The 23,668-nt window shown below is 74.0% G+C and carries 16 protein-coding genes and 3 tRNA genes; 5 read left to right on the plus strand and 14 right to left on the minus strand.

Going from position 1 to position 23,668, the window contains the following annotated elements; all coding sequences use genetic code 11:
- Positions 1–126 precede the first annotated feature (126 nt).
- A complete protein-coding gene (locus ACZ6WH_RS20590) occupies positions 127–963 on the plus strand; it encodes a YceI family protein (RefSeq protein WP_361553022.1) in 837 nt (278 codons plus the stop codon).
- A 145-nt stretch (positions 964–1,108) separates the two neighbouring features.
- On the opposite strand, the gene ACZ6WH_RS20595 is transcribed toward ACZ6WH_RS20590, so the two are convergent.
- The 9 genes from ACZ6WH_RS20595 to ACZ6WH_RS20635 form a co-directional block, all read right to left on the minus strand.
- Complete coding sequence (locus ACZ6WH_RS20595; protein WP_469729818.1) at positions 1,109–1,882, minus strand: TetR/AcrR family transcriptional regulator; 774 nt, start codon at positions 1,880–1,882, stop codon at positions 1,109–1,111.
- Positions 1,883–1,936: 54 nt separating this feature from the next.
- On the minus strand, positions 1,937–3,565 hold the full coding sequence (locus ACZ6WH_RS20600; protein WP_469729819.1) for an MFS transporter: 1,629 nt from the start codon (positions 3,563–3,565) through the stop codon (positions 1,937–1,939).
- Between the two features lie 113 nt (positions 3,566–3,678).
- Positions 3,679–5,949: an ArnT family glycosyltransferase gene (locus tag ACZ6WH_RS20605; RefSeq protein WP_469729820.1), complete on the minus strand. Its 2,271-nt coding sequence runs from the start codon at positions 5,947–5,949 to the stop codon at positions 3,679–3,681.
- Positions 5,949–7,295: a bifunctional glycosyltransferase family 2/GtrA family protein gene (locus ACZ6WH_RS20610; RefSeq protein WP_469729821.1), complete on the minus strand. Its 1,347-nt coding sequence runs from the start codon at positions 7,293–7,295 to the stop codon at positions 5,949–5,951. The genes ACZ6WH_RS20605 and ACZ6WH_RS20610 overlap by 1 nt, the downstream gene beginning before the upstream one ends.
- 26 nt (positions 7,296–7,321) lie before the next feature.
- Positions 7,322–8,875, minus strand: a complete 1,554-nt coding sequence (locus ACZ6WH_RS20615) for a HAMP domain-containing sensor histidine kinase (protein ID WP_469729822.1) — start codon at positions 8,873–8,875, stop codon at positions 7,322–7,324.
- 14 nt (positions 8,876–8,889) lie between these two features.
- A complete protein-coding gene (locus tag ACZ6WH_RS20620) occupies positions 8,890–9,642 on the minus strand; it encodes a response regulator transcription factor (protein WP_362212302.1) in 753 nt (250 codons plus the stop codon).
- Between the two features lie 196 nt (positions 9,643–9,838).
- Positions 9,839–10,840 carry an amidohydrolase family protein gene (locus tag ACZ6WH_RS20625; protein ID WP_469729823.1) on the minus strand — a complete coding sequence of 334 codons (1,002 nt, stop codon included), beginning with the start codon at positions 10,838–10,840 and terminating at the stop codon, positions 9,839–9,841.
- A complete protein-coding gene (locus tag ACZ6WH_RS20630; protein ID WP_469729824.1) occupies positions 10,741–11,667 on the minus strand; it encodes a DUF2797 domain-containing protein in 927 nt (308 codons plus the stop codon). Before ACZ6WH_RS20630 ends, ACZ6WH_RS20625 begins: the two co-directional genes overlap by 100 nt.
- A gap of 13 nt (positions 11,668–11,680) precedes the next feature.
- The gene (locus ACZ6WH_RS20635) at positions 11,681–12,727 is read right to left on the minus strand and encodes a GlxA family transcriptional regulator (RefSeq protein WP_469729825.1); all 1,047 of its coding nucleotides are present in this window, start codon (positions 12,725–12,727) and stop codon (positions 11,681–11,683) included.
- A gap of 44 nt (positions 12,728–12,771) precedes the next feature.
- Here ACZ6WH_RS20635 and ACZ6WH_RS20640 point away from each other — a divergent pair, with 44 nt between their 5' ends.
- Positions 12,772–13,539 carry an NAD(P)H-dependent oxidoreductase gene (locus ACZ6WH_RS20640; protein ID WP_432857117.1) on the plus strand — a complete coding sequence of 256 codons (768 nt, stop codon included), beginning with the start codon at positions 12,772–12,774 and terminating at the stop codon, positions 13,537–13,539.
- A gap of 64 nt (positions 13,540–13,603) precedes the next feature.
- Here the strand turns inward: ACZ6WH_RS20640 and ACZ6WH_RS20645 are convergent.
- From ACZ6WH_RS20645 to ACZ6WH_RS20655, 3 genes are all read right to left on the minus strand, one after another.
- Positions 13,604–13,676: transfer RNA gene (locus ACZ6WH_RS20645), tRNA-Arg, on the minus strand.
- A 164-nt stretch (positions 13,677–13,840) separates the two neighbouring features.
- A tRNA-Arg gene (locus ACZ6WH_RS20650) sits at positions 13,841–13,913 on the minus strand.
- A 181-nt stretch (positions 13,914–14,094) separates the two neighbouring features.
- A tRNA-Ser gene (locus ACZ6WH_RS20655) sits at positions 14,095–14,188 on the minus strand.
- 275 nt (positions 14,189–14,463) lie between these two features.
- Here ACZ6WH_RS20655 and ACZ6WH_RS20660 point away from each other — a divergent pair.
- A complete protein-coding gene (locus ACZ6WH_RS20660; RefSeq protein ID WP_469729826.1) occupies positions 14,464–14,931 on the plus strand; it encodes an SSI family serine proteinase inhibitor in 468 nt (155 codons plus the stop codon).
- Positions 14,932–15,245: 314 nt separating this feature from the next.
- Positions 15,246–19,553: a PAS domain-containing protein gene (locus tag ACZ6WH_RS20665; protein ID WP_469729827.1), complete on the plus strand. Its 4,308-nt coding sequence runs from the start codon at positions 15,246–15,248 to the stop codon at positions 19,551–19,553.
- Positions 19,554–19,639: 86 nt separating this feature from the next.
- Here the strand turns inward: ACZ6WH_RS20665 and ACZ6WH_RS20670 are convergent, their stop codons facing one another.
- The gene (locus tag ACZ6WH_RS20670; RefSeq protein ID WP_361553053.1) at positions 19,640–20,224 is read right to left on the minus strand and encodes a TetR/AcrR family transcriptional regulator; all 585 of its coding nucleotides are present in this window, start codon (positions 20,222–20,224) and stop codon (positions 19,640–19,642) included.
- A 109-nt stretch (positions 20,225–20,333) separates the two neighbouring features.
- Here ACZ6WH_RS20670 and ACZ6WH_RS20675 point away from each other — a divergent pair, with 109 nt between their 5' ends.
- A complete protein-coding gene (locus ACZ6WH_RS20675; protein ID WP_469729828.1) occupies positions 20,334–21,653 on the plus strand; it encodes an MFS transporter in 1,320 nt (439 codons plus the stop codon).
- 109 nt (positions 21,654–21,762) lie between these two features.
- Here the strand turns inward: ACZ6WH_RS20675 and ACZ6WH_RS20680 are convergent, their stop codons facing one another.
- Positions 21,763–23,430: a long-chain fatty acid--CoA ligase gene (locus ACZ6WH_RS20680; RefSeq protein WP_469729829.1), complete on the minus strand. Its 1,668-nt coding sequence runs from the start codon at positions 23,428–23,430 to the stop codon at positions 21,763–21,765.
- Positions 23,431–23,668: the final 238 nt, after the last annotated feature.

A 23,668-nucleotide genomic window follows, 5' to 3' on the forward strand; every position in this document is an offset into this window, starting at 1 on the left:
GTTGAGCGGAGACGCGCCCCGGACCGGACCACAGGGCCCCGGCGGCGGCGGGCATCAAAGGCAGGGGACGGCCTGCTCGCCGCCGGCCGGGGCCCACATGTACCAAGCACGACATCGGGAGTGGGTATGAGTTCGACAGGCGCGGGCGTTCGGGCACAGGTCCGGACACGCGACGGCTGGGCGGTCAAGCACGCGGTGCTGACCGTCACGGACATGACGGGCACGCAGGTCCTGCGGGCAACGGCCGACGAGGACGGCGTCGTGCGCGACGCGACGCCGCTGCAGCCCGGCCCGTACACGGTGATCGTGACGGCCGTGGGCTACACGCCGGTCGCCTCGACCTCGATCGTGACGGCGAGCGGCCGGATGGACGTCGGCAACCTGACGCTGGCCCGCCAGGGCGGCGCCGAACTGCCGCCGCCCGGACCGTGGACGATCGACCCGATGCATTCGTCCGTGGCGGCGTCCGCGCAGCACCTGGGAATCTCCAGCGTGCGCGGCCGGTTCACCGAGTTCGCGGGCCGCATCGACATCTCCGAGGACCTGGAGAAGTCGCGCGTCGAGGCCGTCATCAAGGCCGCGTCGATCGACACCGGCAACGGGATGCGCGACGGCCACCTGCGCAACGCCGACTTCCTGGACGTGGAGACCTACCCGGAGCTGACCTACCGCTCCACGGGTCTTGAGGCGGCCGGGCCGGACCGCTGGACCGTGCACGGCGACCTCTCGCTGCACGGCGTCTCGCGGCCGGTGGACCTGAACCTCTCGTACCTGGGCACGGGCCCGGACCCGTGGGGCGGTACGCGGGCGGCGTTCAGCGCCACCGCCGAGCTGCGCCGCGAGGACTTCAAGATGAACTACAACCAGGTCGTCGCGGCGGGCATCGCCGCCATCGGCACCACCCTCCGGGTGGAGCTGGACATCCAGGCGGTCCAGGGGGACTCGCTGCCGATGGCGGGCTGAGCGCCCGCCGCCGGCCGATCACTCCCGACGGCCGGCCGGTCACCCGGAAGAGAAAGAGGGCGGTGGCTGTCCCTGCGCGGACAGCCACCGCCCTTTCCCGTGCGGTCGGAGCGGCGCGGTCGGAGCGGCCGACCGTACGTACGCCTCAGGGCATGCGGCCCCGGTCGCGCATCGCCTCGATGCCGGCGATCTGCACGTCCAGCGCGAAGGCGAAGTCGCGCTCGCGCATCTCCCGGACGCCGATGCCCTGCCGGAGCTCCAGGGACCTGGCGGACATCTCCATCGTCTCGGCGAACTCCGGGCGGTCCTGCACCGCCCCGACGACCTCGTCGAACTGCTCGTCCAGCGACTTGCCGGTCTCCCGGCTGCGCTGCTCGTGCAGCCCCTCGACCGTGCTGAAGCCGTAGACGAACTGGAAGATCGAGCCGAGCGCGCCGGAGACCTGTTCCGGGGTCAGCCCGCTGTCCCGCATGACCCGCAGCGTCGCGTTGGAGAACGCGATCGCGTGCGGGCCCACGTTGAGGTACTCCCCCAGCAGCCGCGGCGCCCAGCGGTGGGTGACGAGCACCTTGCGGTACTCGGCGGCGAGGTGCCGCAGGTGGTCCCGCCAGTCCTGCTCCGGGTCGTCCTCGTCCGGCAGCTCGATCTCGCCGGCCACCGCGTCGATGGCCAGCTCCAGCAGGTCGTCCTTGGTGTCGACGTACCAGTAGACCGACATCGCCGTGACGCCGAGCGCGGCGGCCAGGCGGCGCATCGAGAACGCCGCCAGCCCGTCCGCGTCCAGCAGCCGGACGGTCGTCGCCACGATCTTGTCCAGGTCCAGCCCGGCCGGCTGGTCCGCCTTCCGCTTCAGCGGGGGACGTTCGGTCAGCCAGACACTTTTCCGCGGCTTGCCGGCGCGGCTGCCCGTCGCTGCCATGGCGCGCCCTCCCTCATCGCTGAACTGGTCGTACGCGGTCCTGCCGCCTCGATGCTATTCCGCTTCGGCACGGGAGCGCCCCGCCCGTCCGGCGACGTCCGGCGCGCCGCCCGTGCCCGGTACCGCGGAGCCCTCGGCCATCGTGACCGCTGTGGCGTCCGGGACGACGGGCTGCGCGGCGGCGGCCCGTTCGGCACGCTCGACGCGGCCGAGGAGGATGCCGGCGACCAGGCCGCCGGCGAACACCGCTGCCGCGCCGACCAGTTGGCTGGTCTGGATGCCGGTCGCGAAGGCGTCGCGCACGGCGGCGCGGTCGGCGTCCGTACCGGCTGCCGCGAGCGCGGCGGGCAGCGAGCCCGCACCGGCCGCGACCGCCGGGAGCAGCGCGGCGAAGCGGGAGTTGAGCACCGCGCCGAGCACGGCGACGCCCAGGCCCTGGCCGCACTCCATGAGCGTGCCGTTGACGCCGGCGCCGACGCCCGCCTTGGCGGGCGGGATCGCGGACATGATGGCGTTGGCCATGGCGGGCATCGCGAGGGCGACGCCGACGCCCATGACGATCAGTCCGGCGAGCATGCCGCCATAGGTCTCCGATCCCAGCAGCGAGACGGCCGCGAGGCCGGCCGCGAGCAGGGTCATCCCGACGGCGATGGTGCGCGGCGTACCGAGCTTGACCATCCAGCGGCCCGCGAGGCCGGAGAAGTTCAGGACCAGGGCGGTCAGGGCGAGCGGGGCGATGCGCAGGCCCGCCTCCAGCGGCGCGTAGCCGAGCACCATCTGCAGGTGCTGGGTGAGCAGGAACATCGATCCGCCCATGCCGAACGCGACGAGGATGCCGCCCGCGACGGCGCCGACGAACTTGCGGTCGCGGAAGAAGTGCATGTCCAGCATGGGGTGCGGGGTGTGCAGCTCCCAGCGCGCGAAGACGGCGAGCGCGACGATGCCGAGGGCCGCGGAGCTCAGCACGCGGCCGGAGAGCCAGCCGTGGTCGGGCCCGGAGATGATCGCGAAGACCACGGCGACCATGCCGATCATGGACAGCAGGGCGCCGAGCAGGTCGGGGCGGTCGCCGGAGGGATTCTTGGACTCCGGTATCAGCTTCACGACGGCGACCAGGGCCAGCAGGGCGACCGGGAGGTTGATCAGGAAGATCGAGCCCCACCAGAAGTGGTTCAGCAGCGTCCCGCCGAAGAGCGGGCCGGCGGCGAAGCCGAGGGAGTTCACCGCACCCCAGATGCCGATCGCCTTGGGCCGCTCCTCGTCGTCGAAGATCTGGACGACGACGGCGAGGGTGGTGGTCAGCAGCAGCGCACCGCCGATGCCCATCCCGGCGCGCGCGGCGATGAGCTGGCCCGCGGTCTGCGAGAAGCCCGCGCAGACCGAGCCGAGGCCGAAGAGCACCAGGCCGGCGGCGAGCATCTTCTTGCGGCCGTAGCGGTCGGCGGCGTTGCCCGCCGTGAGCAGCAGGCCGGACTGGACCAGCGAATAGGCGTTGATCATCCACTGGATGTCGGCGGTGGTCGCGCCCAGCTCCTTGTTCAGGGAGGGGACGGCGACGTTGAGGACGGTGTTGTCGAGGACGACGGTGAGCTGCGCGAGGCAGATGACGCCGAGGATGATCCAGCGCGCGGCGTGACGCGGTGGGCCCTCAGCGGTGGCGGCAGCGGAGGCCACGGGGGACATGCAGGCTCCCTGTACGGATGTGAGCGGATTGGCTTACACCGTACAGGGATCCCTTATACGCCGTACATTTGATTTCCGGCCGCCGCCCCGGGGCCGGGGCGGCGGCCGCGCCGCTACTTCTTCGGGCTGGTCAGGTCGTACAGCGTGGTGCTGCCGACGGTGACCTTCTGGTAGTTCTTCGACACCCAGGAAGTGATCTTGGACGAGGTGCCCGAGTTGCCGCCCGGTCCGCCCATGCCGCCGCCCAGGAAGTAGTGGATCTTCCCTTCCTTCACGTACTGCTGGAACTGCTTCAGGGTCGGTGACGGGTCGCTGCCGTTGAAGCCGCCGATGGCCATCACCGGCTTCTCGGTCGCCAGCTGGTAACTGGCCGCGTTCTGCGAGCCGATGGACGCGGCGACCCAGGTGTACTGGTCGGCGTCGGCGAGCAGCTTGGCCTTCACCTTGTCGCTGACCTGCGCGCCGTTGAGCAGGCCGCCCATGCCGCCGCCTCCGCGCATGCCGCCGCGCTCGCCGCCGCCCGTGCCGCCGAAGCCGGGGAAGCCGTTGCGGGCGCCGTTGCCCTGCTGGGCGCCGTTGCCCTGGTTGCCCTGGTTGCCCTGGCCGCCCTGGTTTACCTGAGCGCCCTGGTTGCCGTTCCCGCCGCCGGGGTTCATGCCCGGCGGCATGCCCGTCCCGCCGGGGCCGCCCTGCCGGCCGTTCTGCCCCTGACCGTTCTGGCCCTGGCCCTGCTGGCCGTTCTGGCCGTTCTGGCCGCCCGGCATTCCGGGCGGGCCGCCCTTGCCGCCGCCCATACCGCCGGGACGGCCCATGCCGCCCGGTCCGCCCATGCCGCCCGAGACCGAAGGACCCGCCGTGATGATCGAGCCGGTGTGCGGGGTCGTCACCGTGTTCAGCGTGTACGCCACCGGCCCGGCCAGCGACGTCGCGAGGCCCAGCCCCGCGGCACCGACCGCCAGCCGCCGGCCGGCCCCCTCCTGCCCGCGGCCGAGGACCGCCAGCGCGACCGCCGCGAACAGCCCGCCGACCAGCACGGTCCAGCGCAGCCACGGCAGCCAGGACGCGGACCGGTCGAGCAGGACGTACGACCAGACCGCCGTGACCGCGACCGTCAGCGCGAGCACCGACGTGGCGGCGACCTGCCGCCGGCGCTGCCACAGCACCGCGGCGCCCATGCCCACGAGCGCCGCGATGTACGGGGCCAGGGCGATGTTGTAGTACTGGTGGAAGATCCCGGACATGAAGCTGAAGGTCACGAAGGTCATCAGCAGCGCGCCGCCCCAGACCCGGAACGCGTTCCGCTGCTGCGCGGCCAGGTCGTCCGCCACGGCCACCGCGTCCGTCGCGTCCTTCGCTCGCCGGGCCCGCCACAGTACGACCAGCCCGGCGACGAGCAGGAGGAAGGCCGCGGGCAGCAGCCAGGAGATCTGGCCGCCCATGTCGGAGGAGAAGAGCCGGGTGATGCCGGTCTCGCCCCAGCCGCCACCGCCGCCGCCCCGGCCGCCGCCACCGCCGCCGACGCTGCCGGTCTCGTTGCCGTTGATCCGGCCCAGGCCGTTGTAGCCGAAGGTCAGCTCCAGGAAGCTGTTGTTCTGCGAGCCGCCGATGTACGGGCGCGAGGACGCCGGCCACAGCTCGACGATCGCCACCCACCAGCCGGCGGAGGCGATCAGCGCGAGCCCGGCGAGCAGCGTCTGCCCGATGCGCCTGCGGACCGTGGTGGGCGCGCAGAGCAGGTAGACCAGCGCCAGTGGCGGCAGGATCAGCCACGCCTGGAGCGTCTTGACCAGGAAGGCGAAGCCGAAGCAGACCCCGGCCAGCACCAGCCACTTGGTACGCGCTTCCTCCAGGGCGCGCAGCACACAGGCGATCGCGCAGACCATCAGCAGGCAGAGCAGCGCGTCGGGGTTGTTGAAGCGGAACATCAGCGCGGCGACCGGGGCGACCGCCAGCACGGCCCCCGCCAGCAGCCCGGCGCCCGCCCCGAAGCGCCGGCGCACGGCCGCGTACAGCACGCCGACCGACGCGACGCCCATCAGCGCCTCGGGCACCAGGATCTGCCAGGCGCCGAGCCCGAAGAGCTTCACCGACAGCCCCATCGGCCACAGCGCGGCCGGCGGCTTGTCGACGGTGATGGAGTTCGCGGCGTCCGAGGAGCCGAAGAAGAACGCCTTCCAGCTCTCGCTGCCGGCCTGGACCGCCGCCGAGTAGAAGGAGTTGGCGTATCCGGACGCGCCCAGGTCCCACAGGTAGAGCGCGGCGGTCACCGCCAGCAGGAGCAGCAGACCGGGGCGGGCCCAGCGCGGATCGGCGGGGCGCGTCGGGGTACGCGGCTCGGGCGGGGTGTCCGCCCGCGGAGCCTCGTACAGGGGTGGCGCGGTCATCAAGAGCTCCTGGAATCGCTGGTGCCCTGCTGGGCGGGGGTGGTGCCCGGGAAGACCCAGGCGCGGAAGAGGAGGAAGCGGAGCACGGTCGCGGCGAGGTTCGCGGCGATCAGTACGGCCAGTTCGGTGCCGTGCGAGGCGTCGCCCGCCGCCGCGTTCAGGGCCGCCAGCGAACCGCTGGTCAGCGCGAGGCCGATGGCGAAGACGACCAGGCCCTGGGCCTGGTGGCGGACCGCGCGGTCCCGGCCCCGTACGCCGAAGGTGAGGCGCCGGTTGGCGGCGGTGTTGCCCAGCGCGCAGAGCAGCTGGGCCAGCGCGTTGGCGGCCTGCGGCCCGATGCCGAGCCGGAAGAGCGAGTACAGCAGCAGGTAGGCGACCGTGCTGAGCGCGCCGATGACACAGAAGCCGACGAGCTGGCGGGCGAGTCCGCCCGGTACGCCGGCCAGTTGCCGGTCGCGCGGGTCGTCGCCGAAGGGCCGGGCCAGCCGGTCCAGCGGCAGCGCGCCGGTGGCCAGCGCCCGCCCCACCCGCCAGACCCCCTTGAGGTCGTCGGTGGCGGTCTTCACGATGTGGACGGTGCTGTCGGGGTCGTCGACCCAGTCCACCGGCACCTCGTGGATCCGCAGTCCGGCCCGCTCGGCGAGCACCAGCATCTCGGTGTCGAAGAACCAGCCGGTGTCCTCGATCATCGGCAGCAGCCGCTGGGCCACGTCGCCGCGGATCGCCTTGAACCCGCACTGCGCGTCGCTGAACCGGGCGGCCAGCGAGCCCCGCAGGATCACGTTGTAGCTGCGCGAGATGAACTCCCGCTTGGGGCCGCGGACCACGCGCGAGCTGCGCGCCAGCCGGGAGCCGATCGCCAGGTCGGAGTGGCCGGAGATCAGCGGCGCCACCAGCGGCAGCAGCGCGTTCAGGTCGGTGGACAGGTCCACGTCCATGTACGCCAGGACGGGCGCGCCGGACATCGACCAGACGGTACGCAGCGCCCGGCCGCGGCCCTTCTGCTCCAGCCGTACCGCGGTGACCTCGGCGAGCTCGTCGTCCAGCCGGGCCGAGACCTCGGGCGTGGCGTCGGTGCTCGCGTTGTCCGCGATGGTGATCCGGAAGCCGTACGGGAACGTGTGGGTCAGGTACTCGTGGAGCCGCCGCACGCACGGTTCGAGGTCGTTCTCCTCGTTGTAGACCGGGACCACCACGTCCAGGACGGTCGCGGTCCGGCCGGGCCGCAGGTGTGCGCGCGGCGGCAGGGAGCCCAGCGGGACGGGCGCCGGTGCGGGTTCCGGGGCGGGGGCCTGAGAGTGGCCCGGGGCCGGAGTGGGGCCCGGGGCCGGCTGTGTCGTCGTCATGGGAACGACGTTCGTCGGCCCCGCTGTCACCTCCGTGTGGTGAGCCTGTGCCCTGCCTGTGAGTCCTCGGCGGGCTCCGTCGCGTGCGTCACGGCGGGCTCGCCACCGGGCGCGGCGGCGGGCAGCCGGACCGTGAAGACGGTCCGTCCCGGCACGCTGTCCACGCCCACTTCGCCGTCGTGCGCGGCCACCACGGCGCGGACGATGGCCAGGCCGAGACCGGTGCTCCCGGCGGACCGCGACCGCGAGGCGTCGCCGCGCGCGAACCGCTCGAAGACGTGCGGCAGCGTCGCCGCCGGGATGCCTGGCCCGTCGTCCTCGATCCGCAGCAGTACGGACGGGCCGTGCCGGGCCACCCGCGCGGTGACCGTCGTGCCCTCCGGGGTGTGCGTACGGGCGTTGGCGAGCAGGTTGACCAGCACCTGGTGCAGGCGCGCCGCGTCGGCCCGTACGAGTGCGGGCTCCTCGGGGAGTTCGAGCCGCCAGCGGTGCCCGGGGCCCGCCGCGCGGGCGTCGCCGACCGCGTCCACGACCAGCGGGGAGAGATCGGTGCTCGCGTACGAGAGCGGGCGGCCCGCGTCCAGCCGGGCGAGCAGCAGCAGGTCCTCCACCAGCCCGGTCATCCGGGTCGCCTCGGACTCGATGCGGCCCAGCGCGTGCCGGGTGTCGGGGCCCGGCTCCTCGCGGCCGCGCCGGGTCAGCTCGGCGTAGCCGCGGATGGAGGCGAGCGGCGTACGCAGCTCGTGGCTGGCGTCGGCGACGAACTGCCGTACCCGCGTCTCGCTCTCCTGCCGCACGGCGAGCGCCGAACCGACGTGCCCCAGCATGCGGTTGAGCGCCGCGCCGACCTGGCCGACCTCGGTACGCGGATCGGCCTCGGCGGCCGGCACCCGCTCGTGCAGCGCCACCTCGCCCTCGTGCAGGGGGAGTTCGGAGACGCGGGTGGCGGTCGCGGCGACCCTGCGCAGCGGCCGCAGGGCGAACCCGACCATCGAGGCGCCCGCGATGCCTGCCGCGACCAGCCCGGCGGCCGTCACACAGACCTCGACCACGATCAGCGTGCCGACCGTGTCCTCCACCTGGGCCAGCGGCAGCCCGACGACCACCGAACCGTCCTTGGTGGACTGGACGCGGTAGTCGCCGAGGCCGGGCAGGGTGGCGGTGTGCGGGCGGCCGTCCCGGGGGACGTCCTCCATCGCTCGGAGCTGGGCGCCGTTCAGCGCGTCGAGGTGCTCGGCGGGAACGCGGCTCTTGGAGTCGTTGTTCTTCGCGCCGTCCGCGATCTCGCCGTCGGGCGTGACCCGGCCGCCGACGGTGCCGATCGGCTGGCCCGGCAGCGCGACGAAGTCCAGGCTCCGCCGCTGCATCGGATCGTGCATCGCGACCGGGCCCTGGGTGCGCCGGGCGGAGTCCAGCAGCTGGCCGTCGAGCTGGTTCTGCAGGTACGAGTGGAGCGCGATCGTCGTGACCGTGCCGATGACGGTGGCGACCACGGCGATCAGCGCGACCGCGGCCACCACCAGCCGGGTGCGCAGGGACCACGGTCGCCGGCCGGAACGGCCGCCGGGGGTACGGGACATGAGCGTCGGTCCGCCTACTCGCCCGGCTTGATCAGATAGCCCGCGCCGCGCCGGGTGTGGATCATCGGGCTGCGGCCGGCGTCGATCTTCCGCCGCAGGTAGGAGATGTACAGCTCGACGACGTTGGCCTGGCCGCCGAAGTCGTAGCTCCACACCCGGTCCAGGATCTGGGTCTTGCTGAGCACCCGGCGCGGATTGCGCATGAGGTACCGCAGCAGCTCGAACTCCGTGGCCGTGAGGTGGATGTCCACCCCGTCGCGCGAGACCTCGTGACTGTCCTCGTCCAGCACGAGGTCGCCCACCGTGAGCACCGACTCCGCGCGCACGGCGGCGGCTCCGGCCCGGCGCAGCAGTCCGCGCAGCCGGGCGACCACCTCCTCCAGGCTGAACGGCTTGGTGACGTAGTCGTCACCGCCCGCGGTCAGCCCCGCGATGCGGTCCTCCACGGCGTCCTTGGCCGTGAGGAAGAGCACCGGCACATCGGGCAGGTCGCGGCGGAGCCGGCCCAGCACGGTCAGGCCGTCCATGTCGGGCAGCATGACGTCCAGGAGCACCGCGTCCGGCCGCCACTCACGCGCGGCACGCAGCGCGCTCGTACCGTCCCCGGCGGAGCGGATGTCCCAGCCCTCGTAGCGCAGCGCCATCGAGAGCAGGTCGGTGAGCGACGCCTCGTCGTCGACGACGAGCACGCGCACCGGGCTCCCGTCGGGGCGCAGCAGTTCCGGTTGCTTCTTCGCGGAGGGCGGCGAGCCGGCAGTGGCAGTCATACCGGCAAGCCTGGCGGCGGCCTCTGAGAGCGCCCTTTCGGGTTCCTGTGAATTTCCTGAGAAACGCAGCTGGGCGCGGCGGAAGAGCGTCCGACCGGCTGGGCCGCCCCCCGCGCGGTCCAGCCGGTCCCACTGAGAAGAGCATGGCAGGCACCACTGACAATCGGCCCTGTGCGCGGGGCGGGGGGCAACGCCGTCAGAGGTCCAGCAGCCGGGCCGCGTTCCCGTGGCACACCCCGCGCAGCCAGTCGTCCCCCAGCTCCAGCCGCGTCAGCGACTCCAGCGCGTGGGCGTAGCCGTACGGGATGTTCGGGAAGTCGCTGCCGAAGAGGATCCGGTCGCCGAGGTCCGCCAGCCGCCCGCGCTCCTCCCGCGGGAACGGCGCCGACCGCTCGGCGAAGTCGGTGAAGTTCATCGTCGTGTCCAGATGGACGTTCCCGTACCGCTCCGCCAGGTCCAGGAAGTCGGTGTACTCCGGCATCCCCATGTGCGCGACGACCAGCGTCAGCCGCGGGTGCCGGGCCAGCACCCGGGCGACCGGCTCGGGCCCGGTGTGCTTGCCGGGCGCGGGCCCCGAACCGCAGTGGGTGACCACCGGCACTCCCGCGTCCGCCAGCAGCCCCCACACCTCGTCGAGCCGCTCGTCCGCCGGGTCGTACGCACCGACCTGCACATGTGCCTTGAAGATCCGCGCGCCGCCCGCCAGTTCCTCCCGGACGTACGCCGCGGCGCCGTCCTCGGGGAAGAAGGTCGCGGTCCGCAGGCAGTCGGGCGTGCGGGCGGCGAAGCCGGCCGCCCAGCCGTTCAGCCAGCGCGCCATGCCGGGCTTGTGCGGGTAGATCATCGAGGTGAACGCGCGGACGCCGAAGCCGCGCAGCACGGCGAGGCGGGTCTCCTCCTCGTACCGGTAGGCGATCGGCCACTCCCGGCCCACCAGCGGCCCGGCCGCGTCGAAGTACGCCCAGACCTTGGCCAGCACGCGCTCCGGCATGAAGTGCGTGTGCACGTCGATCAGTCCGGGGAGCCCCAGCTCCCGCCAGAACTCCCCGACCCGCTCGTCCCCTTCGGCCGCCGTCCCGCACGGCCCCTCCGGCGCCTTCAGAACAACCCCTCCTGCCGTCCCTCGTCCGTACCGCTCACCGCCCGGACCACCACGTCCGCCGTCGTCACCTTCCCCGCCGCGGCCCGCAGCACCCATCCGGAGAGCAGCCGGGCGTCCAGGACCACCACCGGCACCACGCTCCCGCCCCGGTCCTCCTCCCCTTCCTGCCGCAGGTACAGGTCGGACCCGGCCGCCGCCAGCACCTTCCCGGCGATCTCCGTCCCCGCGCGCAGCGCCCCGACCTCCCCCACGGCCCCCGGCTCCACCGGAATCCGGCCCAGCCCGAACACCTCGGAGTGGTCCTCGTACGCGTACGGGGCGGCCCGGAGCGCCTCCGGCCAGCCCGGCAGCGACTGCGCCTCGCGGTGCAGCGCGCCCAGCGCGGCGGCCCGCTCGGCGGCCGGCGGCAGCGCCCGCCGCGCCGCCCGCTTCTCCGCCTTGGCGAACCGGTCACGGACCGCCAGCGCGCTCCCCAGCAGCGCCTCGGCCCGCCGCGCGGCCATCAGCGGCCCGTGCCCCAGCCAGGAGTACCCGACCGCGCCCTGCTCCAGCAGCCGCGCCGCGCCCCGCTCGGCCGCGGTGATCCCCACCTTGAGCAGACCGGGGCCGAAGTACGCCAGGTAGACGCCGTACGGGCGCGGATCGTCGGCCATGGTGTCAGCGGCGACCGACCGCGAACGGTCCAGCCGCGCGCAGTCCGGGCACTGATCGCGCGCGCCCGCCCCGTCGAGCACCGCCGCGTGCGGACAGACGATCCACCGCCCGGCCCGCCGCACGCCGAGGCAGCGCCGCTCGCCCTCCACCGCGAACGCCAGCGCCCGGCCGGCGGGCAGCGTGCTGCGCCGCTCCTCGCCCCGCTCCGGGTGGTACCAGCCGAGCCCGAAGGCGTCGCCCGACCACCGCGGTCCCGTGCACCGCCACATCGTCCCGCCCCTCTCACACCGCGGACACGGCCCGTTCCGTCCGCTCGTCCGCCGTGCCGGGTCCCCTGAAAGTACTGCGGTACTGGCTCGGCGAGACGCCCAGCGCCACCTGGAGATGCTGCCGCAGCGACGCGGCGGTGCCGAATCCGGCGTCGGCCGCCACCCGGTCCACCGGGAGGTCGGTGTCCTCCAGCAGCTGCCGGGCCCGCTCGATGCGCTGCTGGGTGAGCCACTGGAGCGGCGAGAGCCCGGACTCCTCGCGGAAGCGCCGGGTGAAGGTCCGTACGCTCATCGACTCGCGCGCGGCCAGCTCGCGCAGGGTCAGCGGCCGGTGCAGATGCTCCAGGGCCCAGGCCCGGGCCGCGCCCGTCGTGGCGAACTGCCGGCTGGGCACCGGCCGCTGGATGTACTGGGCCTGGCCGCCCTCCCGGTGCGGCGGTACGACCGTGCTCCGCGCCACCTCGTTGGCCACGCCCGAGCCGAAGTCGCTGCGCACCATGTGCAGGCACAGGTCCACCCCCGAGGCCACGCCCGCCGAGGTCAGCACGTGGCCGTCCTCGGTGTAGAGCACCTCCGGGTCCAGGCAGACGCCCGGGAACAGCCGCCGGAAGTCGTCCGTGGACCGCCAGTGGGTGGTGGCCCGCCGCCCCTCCAGCAGGCCCGCCGCCGCCAGCACGAAGGCACCCGTACAGATCGAGGCCACCCGGGTACCCGGCCGGATCCGGTCCAGCGCGGCGGCGAGCGGCGGGTCGAGCCGCCCCTCCTCCGGCGTGTAGTCCTCGTGCGCGGCGGGCACGACCACGGTCTGCGCCTCGGACAGCGCCTCCGGGCCGTGCGCCACATTGATCGTGAAGTCCGCGTCCGTCCGCACGGCGCCGGGCTCCACGGCGCAGGTCACCACCTCGTACAGCGGTTCGCCCGCGGCCGTTTTCGCCTGCCCGAAGACGCGGTGGACGATGCCCAGCTCGATCGGCAGCATGCCGTGCCGCACCAGTACGGCGACCCGGTGCCGCCCGCTCGCAAAAGCGCTCATGGCCCGATCCTTGCACACCCTGGCCATCAGGCCACTCGTTTCTGGCCGCCCATCGCCGCACGATCGTGTTCATGAAGGTTTTCTGGCTCTACGCCCACCCCGAGTCCCGCTCCCTCAACGGCGCCCTGAAGGACGAGGGCATCCGCGCACTGGAGGCCGCGGGCCACGAGGTGCGCGTCTCCGACCTGTACGCGATGAAGTGGAACCCGGTCGTCGACGCCGAGGACTTCGACCACGACCGCACCGAACGGCTCGATGTCGCCCGCAGCTCCCAGCAGGCGTACGAGAGCGGGCGGCTGGCTCCCGACATCGCCGCCGAGCAGGAGAAACTCGACTGGGCAGACGCGGTGATCGTGCAGTTCCCGCTCTGGTGGTACGGCATGCCCGCGATCCTCAAGGGCTGGTTCGACCGCGTCTTCGTGAAGGGCTTCGGATACGGCGTCACCGACGGGCAGGGCCGCACCCTGCGCTACGGAGAAGGCCGCCTGGCCGGCAAGCGCGCCATGGTCGTCCTCACCGCCGGCGCCTTCGAGCCCTCCCTCGGCCCCCGCGGCATCAACGGCAGCCTGGAATCCGTGCTCTTCCCCCTCCAGCACGGCACCTTCTGGTACAGCGGCATGTCCGTGCTGCCCCCGCTCCTGGTCCCCGCGGCCAACCGCTTCTCCCCGGACCAGTACGCCGAGGCCGCAGCCGGCCTCCGTGAGCGGCTCCGCACCCTCGCCACCACCCCGCCGCTCCCGTACCGCACCCAGAACGGCGGCGACTACGACGAGGATCTGGTCCTCCGCGCCGACCTGGCCCCGGACCGCACGGACCTCGCCATCCACCGGCGCCACTGACACCCACGCCGGCCCGGAACGCCGAAGGCCCCGTCGATCTCTCGACGGGGCCTTCGCGTTGCTGTGCGCTCGGCAGGATTCGAACCTGCAACCTTCTGATCCGTAGTCAGATGCTCTATCCGTTAAGCTACGAGCGCTCGGCTCTCCGGCGGTGTCCACCACCGGTCGGCGTTGCGGGACCACTTTACATGACCTGCGCGGGAGCTCGCTCCGGGCGCCGGTCCGGGGCTCTCGCCGGCCCACACGTCCCGTCATGAGAAAACCCCCGTCCGGGGGAACCGGCGGGGGTTTCGTCACGCTGTGCGCTCGGCAGGATTCGAACCTGCAACCTTCTGATCCGTAGTCAGATGCTCTATCCGTTAAGCTACGAGCGCTCGGCTTCCCGGCGGTGCTCACCACCGGTCGACGTTGCAGGAACAACATTACATGACCTGCGCCGGTGCGCGAAATCCGTTTCCCATACCGCTCTTGACCTGCAAAAACAGCTCCTGAGCAGGCATCGCGCGACACCCCGGACAACGACGAAGCCCCGACCTGCTAGCCGGGGCTTCGTGCTGGCGGAGGCGGAGGGATTTGAACCCTCGATGGGCTTTAAGACCCAAACCGCATTAGCAGTGCGGCGCCATAGACCGGACTAGGCGACGCCTCCACGCAACGCCACCCCGCGCGAACGCGAAGTGGTGTGTGCAGATGATGGCACAGCTCAGCGTGCTGTCACCAATCGAGGTCCACGGTACTAGGCGCGCGGGCCGCTGAGCAAAGCACTTCGGGCGGGAAACGCCCGGAGGGGGCCGCGGGAGGGGGCGGTACGCAGCGGAGTCGTGCGGTTGCGCAACGTACGGAGGGGTGGAGCGTTAACAGGGGTGGGGGAACCGTCCCGGTCCCCCGCCGTCCCCGGTCCCACCCCCACGCCTGGAGAGTCCGATGGCGCTGCGCCGTATCGCCGTTCTCGCCCTGTCCGCCGCCGCCTGCGCCCTCGCGCCGGCCCTCACCGCGCCGACGGCCGGCGCCGTCACCCCCTCGGAGCAGGTCCGGCAGGCGCCGATCCCGCTGGCCAAGGGCGGCGATCAGCTCAAGGTGACCGTCACCGGGTCCGGCAGCGCCGGGCTCGACGGCACCCACGTACTGAAGTGCCACCCCACCGGCGGCGACCACCCCAAGGCGGAGCAGGCGTGCCGGACGCTGGACAAGGTGACGCGGTGGGGCAAGGACCCCTTCGCGCCGGTGGACCCGGGCACGGCCTGCACGATGCAGTACGGCGGCCCCGCCACCGCGCACGTCACCGGCCGCTGGGCCGGGCGCCCGGTCGACGCCACCTTCAAGCGGGACAACGGCTGTGAGATCGGCCGCTGGGACAAGCTCGTCCCCCTGCTGCCCGCCGCCGGCGCGTAAGGAGCCTCGTCGAGAAGGCCGGAAGGCGACGTCAGAGGCGGGAAGCGGAGTCGGGAGCGCCGGAAGGCCGGCGTCCGCTTCCCGCGAAGTCCGGCCGGGTTTCGTGCCCAAGTAGGGCGCCAGATCAGGACGCGGGGCACATGTCGGGCGTGCGCCGAGTCGCACGGGGCCGTGGCATTACCTCCCCGTCATCCGCCTCCGCGTCCCCGGCCGGTGCCCGTAGACTCCCTTTCAGTGACACGCCACAGTGGGTTTCAGTCACCCGCCCCGGTGGGGTGTCGGCAAGATGCGGTCATCAGGGAGGAAGCGTCGTCGTGAGCAGCAGGCCATCCCGAGGCGCTGCTCGCCTCGCAGCCATACTCGACGCCTTGCCCGACGCGCTGTTGCTCGTCAACTGCAACGGCACGGTCGTCAACGCCAACACCATCGCCCTGGAGACGTTCGAGGCGCCGGGCACGGCCCTGGTGGGCCGCGGCCTGCTGGACCTGCTCCCGACGTTCGACTCCAAGCGCATCCCCGGCTCCATGCGGCGCCCCGACGACACCGCGCACGAGGGCGGCCGGCAGAAGCCGACCCGGATGGTCGCGCGGCGCACGGACGGTACGGAGATGCTGGTCGAGGTGACCAGCGCCAACCTGGAGGACGGCCGCACCCCGTACGAATCCTCCTTCGAGGCGGCGTACGCGGACCACCGCACGAGCTACACCGGCGACGAGCTGCTGATGCTCGTCGTCCGCGACCTCTCCGGGCAGCTGGACATCGAGAGCGAACTGGCCCGGCAGCAGCGCCAGACGGAGATGATCCTGCGCGCCGCAGCCGAGGGCGTGGTCGGCGTGGACGCGGAGGGCAAGGTCGTCCTCGTCAACCCCTCCGCCGCGCAGATCCTCGGCTACCGCGCCAGCGAGCTGGGCGGCAAGGAACTGCACCCGCTCATCCACCACTCGCGCGCCGACGGCACCCCCCTCCCCTGGGCGGAGACCCCGCTCGCCGACACGCTCAAGTCCGGCCGCAAGCACCGGGTCCGCGCACAGGTGCTGTGGGCCAAGGACGGGCGCGCGGTCTCCGTCGACCTGACGACCGCGCCGGTCCGCGACGGCGACCAGCTCGTCGGAGCCGTCATGACCTTCACCGACCGGCGCCCGATGGACGCGCTGGCCGCCCGCCAGAGCCAGCTGCTCGCGGTACTGGACCGCTCGCTGCGCGGCCCGCTGGAGGAGCTCCGCGGCGAGCTGGGCACGCTGGCGTCCGACCCGGCCGGCCAGCTCTGGCCGGAGGCCAACCAGGTCCTGCACCACCTCTCCGCCGGGTACAGCCGGATGACGACGCTGGTGGACAACGTCCTGAGCTACCAGCAGCTCGACGCGGGAACGGACAAGCTCCAGCGGACCGAGGTCTCGCTGGACGCGGTGGTCGCCGCCGGCGTCGAGGGCGCGGTCGAGCTGATCGGCCCGGGACGCGCGCAGTTCGCGGTGCACGCCCCGCCGATCGAGGCCGAGGTGGACGCGGCGCGGCTGGCGCAGGCGCTCTCGCACCTGATCGCCGACGTCGCGGGCGTGGACTCCACCGGCAACACCGCCTCGGGCGTGGCTCCGGCCGGGGACTCCACGATCGTGGTCGCGGCGGCCAAGCGCGGTGCGGTCGTCCGCATCGAGGTGCGCGGCCCGTACAGCGGCGGCGACCCGGTGCACGGCCCGATCGTGCGCGGCATCGTCCGGCTGCACGGCGGCGTGCTGCAGACGCACGAGGTGCCGGGCGGCGCGGGCGGCAGCGCGTACGTGCTGGAGGTGCCGGTCAAGGCGGACGGCTCGCCCGTACCGGCCGGACAGCAGGCGGCCGGCGCCGACGGAACGACCGAGATGCCCGCGTCCGGCGGCGCCGGGACCGCGATGCCGGCCGGCGGCACGGACGGCGGTACGGCCGGGGGCGGACGCCGACGGGCCCGCGGCGGCACGAACGGCGCCGAGGCGACGGCGGGCACGCCGGTGCCCGGGCAGCCGGGTGACCGGACTTCCGGGGGCCGGGGCCCCAACACCCCTGCGGACGGCACTACTGGCGCCGGTACGGACGGCCGCGGCGCCGGCGACGGCACCGCCGGTACGGGCCTGGCGGGCGCGGAGGCCGTGCCGCCGGGCGGCCGGCGGCGGGGCCGGCCCGAGGCGGAGTCCTCGGGCGGCGGACTGCCCGCGCTGCCCGCTGCGGCCGGTTCCGCCGGCGAGCAGCAGGGTCAGACGTCGGGCGGGCGCCGGGCGCGCCGGGCGCTTTCCGACACCGCCGGGCGCTCCCTGCCCGACCAGGTGCCGCCGGCGCAGGCCCCGGGCCGGGTTCCGGACGCGCCGCAGGGCGCCGGGCAGCAGCCTTCGCAGTCGGCCGCGAGCGCGCTGACCCCGGCCGCGGGCCCGGGCCGCCCCGGCCCGGGACAGCCGCACGGCGGCCCCGGCCGGGCACCGAGCGGCCGGGACGGCGGCCGGGCACAGCAGCCCGGTGGTCAGGGCCCCGCCGGGCTCAGCCCCGCGCACGCCGGTGGCGCCCCGGCCGCGCCCGCCGCGCAGCAGGGCCCGCGTACGCCCTTCGCGCTGCCGCCCGCCGCCGCCGACCGGAACACCGCACAGGCCCCGGACCGGCCGCGGCCCGGCGCGCAGCAGCCGCGGCCCGCGCTGCCCGCCCCGGGCGCGCAGGCCCCGGGCGCGCAGCCGAACAGCGCACAGGCGGCCGGTGGGCAGACCACCGATCCGCGGGCGGCCGGGGAGCAGGTGCCCGGAGCGCAGCTCCCCGCCCAGGCAGCCGGGCCCGGGAACGCGGTGCCCGCGGGGACCGGCAGGCGCCGCGCCCGTCGGGCCGCTCCCGAAGAGGCCCCCGAAGGCACACCCGACGGCTCCGCCGTGCCCGGTGGCGCGCTGCCCGCCGCTGCCGGCGCCGGTACCGGTCCGGCCACCGGCGGCGAGTGGGACGCACCGACCGGCAGGCGCCGGGCGCGGCGCGCCGCCGCCGAGGAGCGGGCGGCTGCCGCGATGGCCGACTCCGAGTCCAGCGGCACGTTCGTGGTGGGCGCCGAGGGTCAGGTCACCCACCCCGAGGACACCCCTGCGGCCCCCGCCTCACCGGCCCCCGCGCCGACGGGCCGCCGCCGTGGCCGCCCCAGCCCGGCGGAGGCAACCGGACCGCACGGCCAGGAAGCGCACGGCCAGGAGAGCCAGGGTCAGCAGGCGCAGCACGGGCGGCCGTCCGAGGGCGGGCCGCAGGGCGAGGCCACCGGCGACGGCCGGCCGGGCGCCGGGCCGCAGGCCGCCTCCGTACCGGGTCCGCGCCGGTCGGCGCCGGGTGAGCAGCTGCCCGGTCAGCAGGGCGCGGGGCGCCGCCCCCTGCCCGCTCCGGAGGAGGAGGCGGGCCCGGCGGCCGGGCAGTCGCACGGCCGCGCGTTCAGCGTGCGCACGCTCGGCCAGGGCGTCCCCTTCTCCCAGCAGATCGCCGACCAGCACCAGCCGAACGGTCACCCAGGTCAGCAGGGCGGACAGCAGGGCATGCCCGGGCAGCAGGCCCGCCACGGTCAGCCCGCCGGGGGCGGTCAGGGCACCGGTGCCGGCGACCCGAACGCCACCAGCGGTGGCGGCACCCTCGGCGGCGCCGGCAGCGCCGGTTCCGGCCGCCGCCGGAAGCTCGCCGCACCGCCGCAGGAGGGCGAACGCGGTACGGGCTCGGAGATGGTGCCCGCCACCCGCGCCCCGCAGGGCACGCAAGGCACGCAGCCGCAGGCGCAGCCGCCGCTGATGGAGTCCACCGAGGGCCGCGCGTTCGCGATCTCCGCGCCGGACGAGGGCCAGGAGGGCCCGGAGCCGCTGGACGGCCCGAACGGCGCCATAGAGGTCGTCGACCACCAGCCGCCGCCCATGGACGACGAGCTGCCGCCCGAGCCGCTGGACAATCCGCGCCGGCTCCTGGTGTGGCCCGCACCGGACGCCTCGACCCAGCAGGCGCTGAGCGACCGCGGCTACCGCCCGGTGATCGTCAACTCCCGCGAGGAGGTGGACGCGCAGATCGCGGCGTATCCGGCCGCGCTCTTCGTCGACCCGCTCACCGGGCCGATCACCCGCAAGGCGCTGCAGTCGCTGCGCCAGGCCGCGGGCGCCGCCGAGGTGCCCGTCCTGGTGACTGCCGGGCTGGGCCAGGCGACCCGGGAGGCGGCGTACGGTGCCGACCCGGCCGTACTGCTCAAGGCGCTCGCGCCGCGCGACAGCGAGCAGCACCCGCCGCGGGTGCTGCTGATCGAGGAGAACGACGCCGTCGCGGGCGCGCTCACCGCCTCGCTGGAGCGGCGCGGCATGCAGGTCGCGCGGGCCGCGACGGACGCGGACGCGGTCAGCCTGGCCACCCAGGTCCGGCCCAACCTCGTGGTGATGGACCTGATGCAGGTGCGCCGCCGGCGGGCCGGGATCGTGGACTGGCTGCGCGCGAACGGGCTGCTGAACCGCACCCCGCTGGTCGTCTACACCGCCGCCGACATGGACCCCGCCCAACTCCCGCGGCTGGCCTCGGGCGAGACGGTGCTGTTCCTCGCCGAGCGGTCCACCAGCCCGGACGTACAGGCCCGTATCGTCGACCTGCTGGCCAAGATCGGCACGAACTGACGGGGACCGGGGCGGGCTGACGCTGGCTGACGGGGGCTGACGCGAACGCGGTCACCGGCGGCCGGTCCGCGGCGGTCCGGCGGCCGCTACGGCTTGCTGATGATCCGCCGTACCGTCGTCCGGATCGACTCGCGCAGCCGGGCCCTGGCCTCGTCCGTGTCGCCGACCAGGATGCGCCGCATCTGCGGCATGGCCGTGTACCAGGCCGCCACGCCGAGCAGGATGAACGCCAGGTCGCGGGGCGGCAGGGCGGCCCCGATGACGCCCCGGCGCTGGGCGTCGGCGAAGACCTCGGCCTTTCGGTCCCAGTGCGCGGTGCGCTCGTCCTCGCGCGGGATGGCGCCGGTGCCGTACTCCAGCCCCTCCCACATCAGCAGCCGCAGCAGTTGCGGGTGGGTGTCGTGGTACTCCAGCAGCCGGTCGACCCAGGCGTCCGGGTCGTCGGCGTCCACCGGCATGTTGCGGGCGTGGTCGACCAGCCGCTGCTCCAGGACCTGCGCGAACAGCTCGCTCTTGTTGCCGAAGTAGGCATAGATGAGCTGCTTGTTGGCCTTGGCCTCGCGGGCGATCCGGTCGATGCGGGCGCCCGCGATGCCGTACGCGGCGAACTCGGCGGCCGCCGCTTCGAAGATGCGGGCCTTGGTCGCCGCGGGGTCCCTGGTCCCTGTCATGGAATCAGCGTAACCAACTGTTTGGTTGACACGACCGGCACACGTACCGAAACTTACAACCAACCAGTTGGTTGCTCTCGTTGCTATCGGGGAGGAAGCCACCGCCAGCATGCCCACCACACCGCCCGCGCCCGCCGCGTCCGCCGCCACACCCCTCGACGCCTCGCTCGACGCCCCGCTCGACGCCCCACGGCCCGACAGCGCGCCCGCCGCTTCGCCCACCGTTTCGCCGGCCGGACGCGCCGCCGCGGCGCCGTCGGGCCGCGGCGGCCCGCCGCCCGCCCTGCTCCTCGCCGTCATCTCCCTGTGCACCGCGGTGACGGTCGCCAACATCTACCTCGCCGCGCCGCTCCTCGGCCTGATCGCCCGCGGCTTCGGCGTACCGGCCGCCGGCGTCAGCTGGATCACCGCGCTCTCCCAACTGGGCTACGCGCTCGGCCTGTTGTCCTTCGCACCGCTCGGCGACACCGCGAACCGGCGCCGCCTGGTCGGCGTGCTCTCCGCCGTCACCGCCGTCGCGATGGCCGTCGCCGGGTTCGCCCCCGGCCTGCCGGCGCTGGGAGCCGCGCTGCTGGTCGCGGGCGCCACGACCGTCATCCCGCAGCTGCTGGTGCCGCTGGTCGCCGAGCGGGCCCCGGCCGCGCGCCGCGGCCTGCACGTCGCGGCCGTCGTCGCGGGCCTGTTCACCGGCGTCGTCGCGGCCCGGGTCGTGGGCGGGCTGGCCGGCCAGGCGTACGGCTGGCGCGCCGTCCTGCTCGGCTCGGCCGTACTCACCGCGCTGATCGGCTCGGTGACCGCCGCGCTGCTGCCGCCCGAGCGGCGCGAGGTCTCCGGCGGGCTGCTGTCCCGGATCGGCCGGGGCGTCGCCCAGGTGCCCGGGATGCTGCTCTCCTCCGCCGATCTGCGGCGGGCCTGCCTGCGCCAGGGCGGCCTGTTCGGCGTGTGGAGCGCGCTGTGGACGGCGGTCGTGCTGCTGCTGACCGGCGCGCCGTACCACTTCTCGACCGCGACCGCCGGTCTGTTCGGCCTCTTCGGGCTGGTCTCGGCGATGGTGTCGCCGCTGGCCGGCGGGCTGATCGACCGCTTCGGCAACGACCGCGTGGTGTCTGCCGCCTACGGGCTCACGCTGGCCTCCGTACCGTTCTTCTGGCTGGGCGGACACCAGCTGTGGGCGCTGTGCCTGGCGGCCGTACTGATCCACGCCGGCCTGGTCTGCGGCCAGGTCGCCAACCAGACCCGCGCGCTGACCGCCACCGGCTCGCCCGCCACGGCCAACACCGCCTACATGGTCGCGGCCTTCTTCGCCGGCGCCCTCGCCTCCGCCCTGACCGGCCCGGTCTTCACCCACTGGCACTGGCCCGGCGTCTGCGCCCTGGCCCTCGTCTGGCTCACCGCCGGCCGCTTCCTCCCCCACCGCGGCCGCCGCTGAACCGTGCCGCTGTCGCCGCACCGGGCCGTCGCCGGGTCGCGCCCCGCGGCGGCCCGGCCGGGTCGCGGTACGTCCGGGAAGCCCGCTCCCGGACGTACCGCTCCCCCGCTCAGCCCAGCCGTGTGACGTCCAGCCCGCCGTCCGCGTACTGCTTCCGCAGCACCTTTTTGTCGAATTTCCCCACGCTCGTCTTCGGTACGGCCGGGATGACCGCCCAGCGTTCGGGGAGCTGCCAGCGGGCGATGCGGCCGGCGAGGAATTCCTTCAGGTCCTCGTAGCCGGTCGTGGCGCCCTCCTTCAGGACGACGGTGGCCAGCGGACGTTCGCCCCATTTCTCGTCCGGTACGGCGACCACGGCCGCCTCGGCGACGTCCGGGTGGGCCATCAGGTGGTTCTCCAGGTCGACCGAGGAGATCCACTCGCCGCCCGACTTGATGACGTCCTTGGCGCGGTCGGTGAGGGTGAGGTAGCCGTCGGGCGTGATCGTGCCGACGTCGCCGGTGCGCAGCCAGCCGTCCGGGCTGAACTTGTCATCGGGGCGGAAGTGCTCGCCGTCCGCGCCGCCGTAGTACGCGCCCGCGATCCACGGCCCGCGCACCTCCAGCTCGCCGGCCGACTCGCCGTCCCAGGGCAGGTACTCGCCGCCGGGGCCCGCCAGCCGTGCCTCGACGGAGGCCGGGAAGCGGCCCTGCGTACAGCGGTAGCCCCACTCCTCCTCGCCGGTCACGCCGGCCGGCGGGTGCGCGACGCTGCCCAGGGGCGAGGTCTCGGTCATGCCCCAGGCGTGCACGACTCGGATGCCGTGCCGGTCCTCGAAGGCCTTCATCAGGGTGGGCGGGCAGGCCGAGCCGCCGATGATCACCGTGGCCAGGCTGGACGCCCCCGTGATGGTGCCCGCTTCCCTTCTGGAGTCCAGCTCGGCGAGGAGCCCCTGCCAGATGGTGGGCACCGCGGCACCGATGGTGGGCCGTACGGTCTCGATCATCTCGGCGAGCGGGGCCGGCTGGAGGAACCGGTCCGGCATCAGCAGCGAGGCACCCGCCATGAAGGCGGCGTGCGGCAGGCCCCAGGCGTTGACGTGGAACATGGGGACGACCGGGAGCGCGATGTCGCGGCCGTTCAGCGCGAACGCCTCGGCGGAGTTGACGTGCATCGAGTGCAGGTAGAGCGAGCGGTGGCTGTAGACCACGCCCTTGGGGTCGCCGGTGGTGCCGGAGGTGTAGCAGAGTGCGGCGGCCTGCCGCTCGTCGGCCTCGGGCCAGTCGTACGTCTCCGGACGGCCGGCCAGCAGCTCCTCGTAGTCGTGCACCCGCGCGGTGGTGCCCGCCAGGACGGAGCGGTCGCCGGGGCCCGCGACGACGATGTGCTCCAGGCCGGGCAGCTGCGGGAGGAGCGGGGCGAGCAGCGGCAGCAGCGAGCCGTTGACCAGCACGACCCGGTCGTCGGCGTGGTTGACGATCCAGACGAGCTGCTCGGCGGGCAGCCGGAGGTTCAGGGTGTGGAGGACCGCGCCCATGGCGGGGATCGCGAGGTACGCCTCCAAGTGGACGCTGTTGTTCCACATGAGGGTGGCGACCCGTGCGTCCCCGCGTACGCCCAGCTCGTCGCGGAGGGCGTGGGCCAGCCGCGCGGCGCGCAGTCCGGTCTCCCGGAAGGTCTGGCGGTGCGGCTCGCCCTCCCCGGTCCAGGTGATCACCTCGGCCTCGCCGTGCACGGTGGCGCCGTGCGCGAGGATGCGGGTCACTGTCAGCGGTACGTCCTGCATCGTGCTCAGCACCGGGGCCTCCCGAAGACCGGTTACGGGCGAGTAGATTTCCGCTGATTCTGCTGCCGTACCAGGCGGTATGTCACTACCGCGCGAGAAAATCAGGCGTGTCACCCGTCACGGTGGGCGTTCCGGTGGGTGTCCGGTTGGGCGTCGCGGTGGGCGTCCGGTGGCCGTCCCGTCGGCCGTGCCGATGCTGCCGGGCTGACGTGCGGAATTGCGCCCGGGAGCCCGGTCGGAGTCCGGTCCG

The sequence above is a fragment of the Streptomyces sp. NPDC050806 genome, from assembly GCF_055586425.1.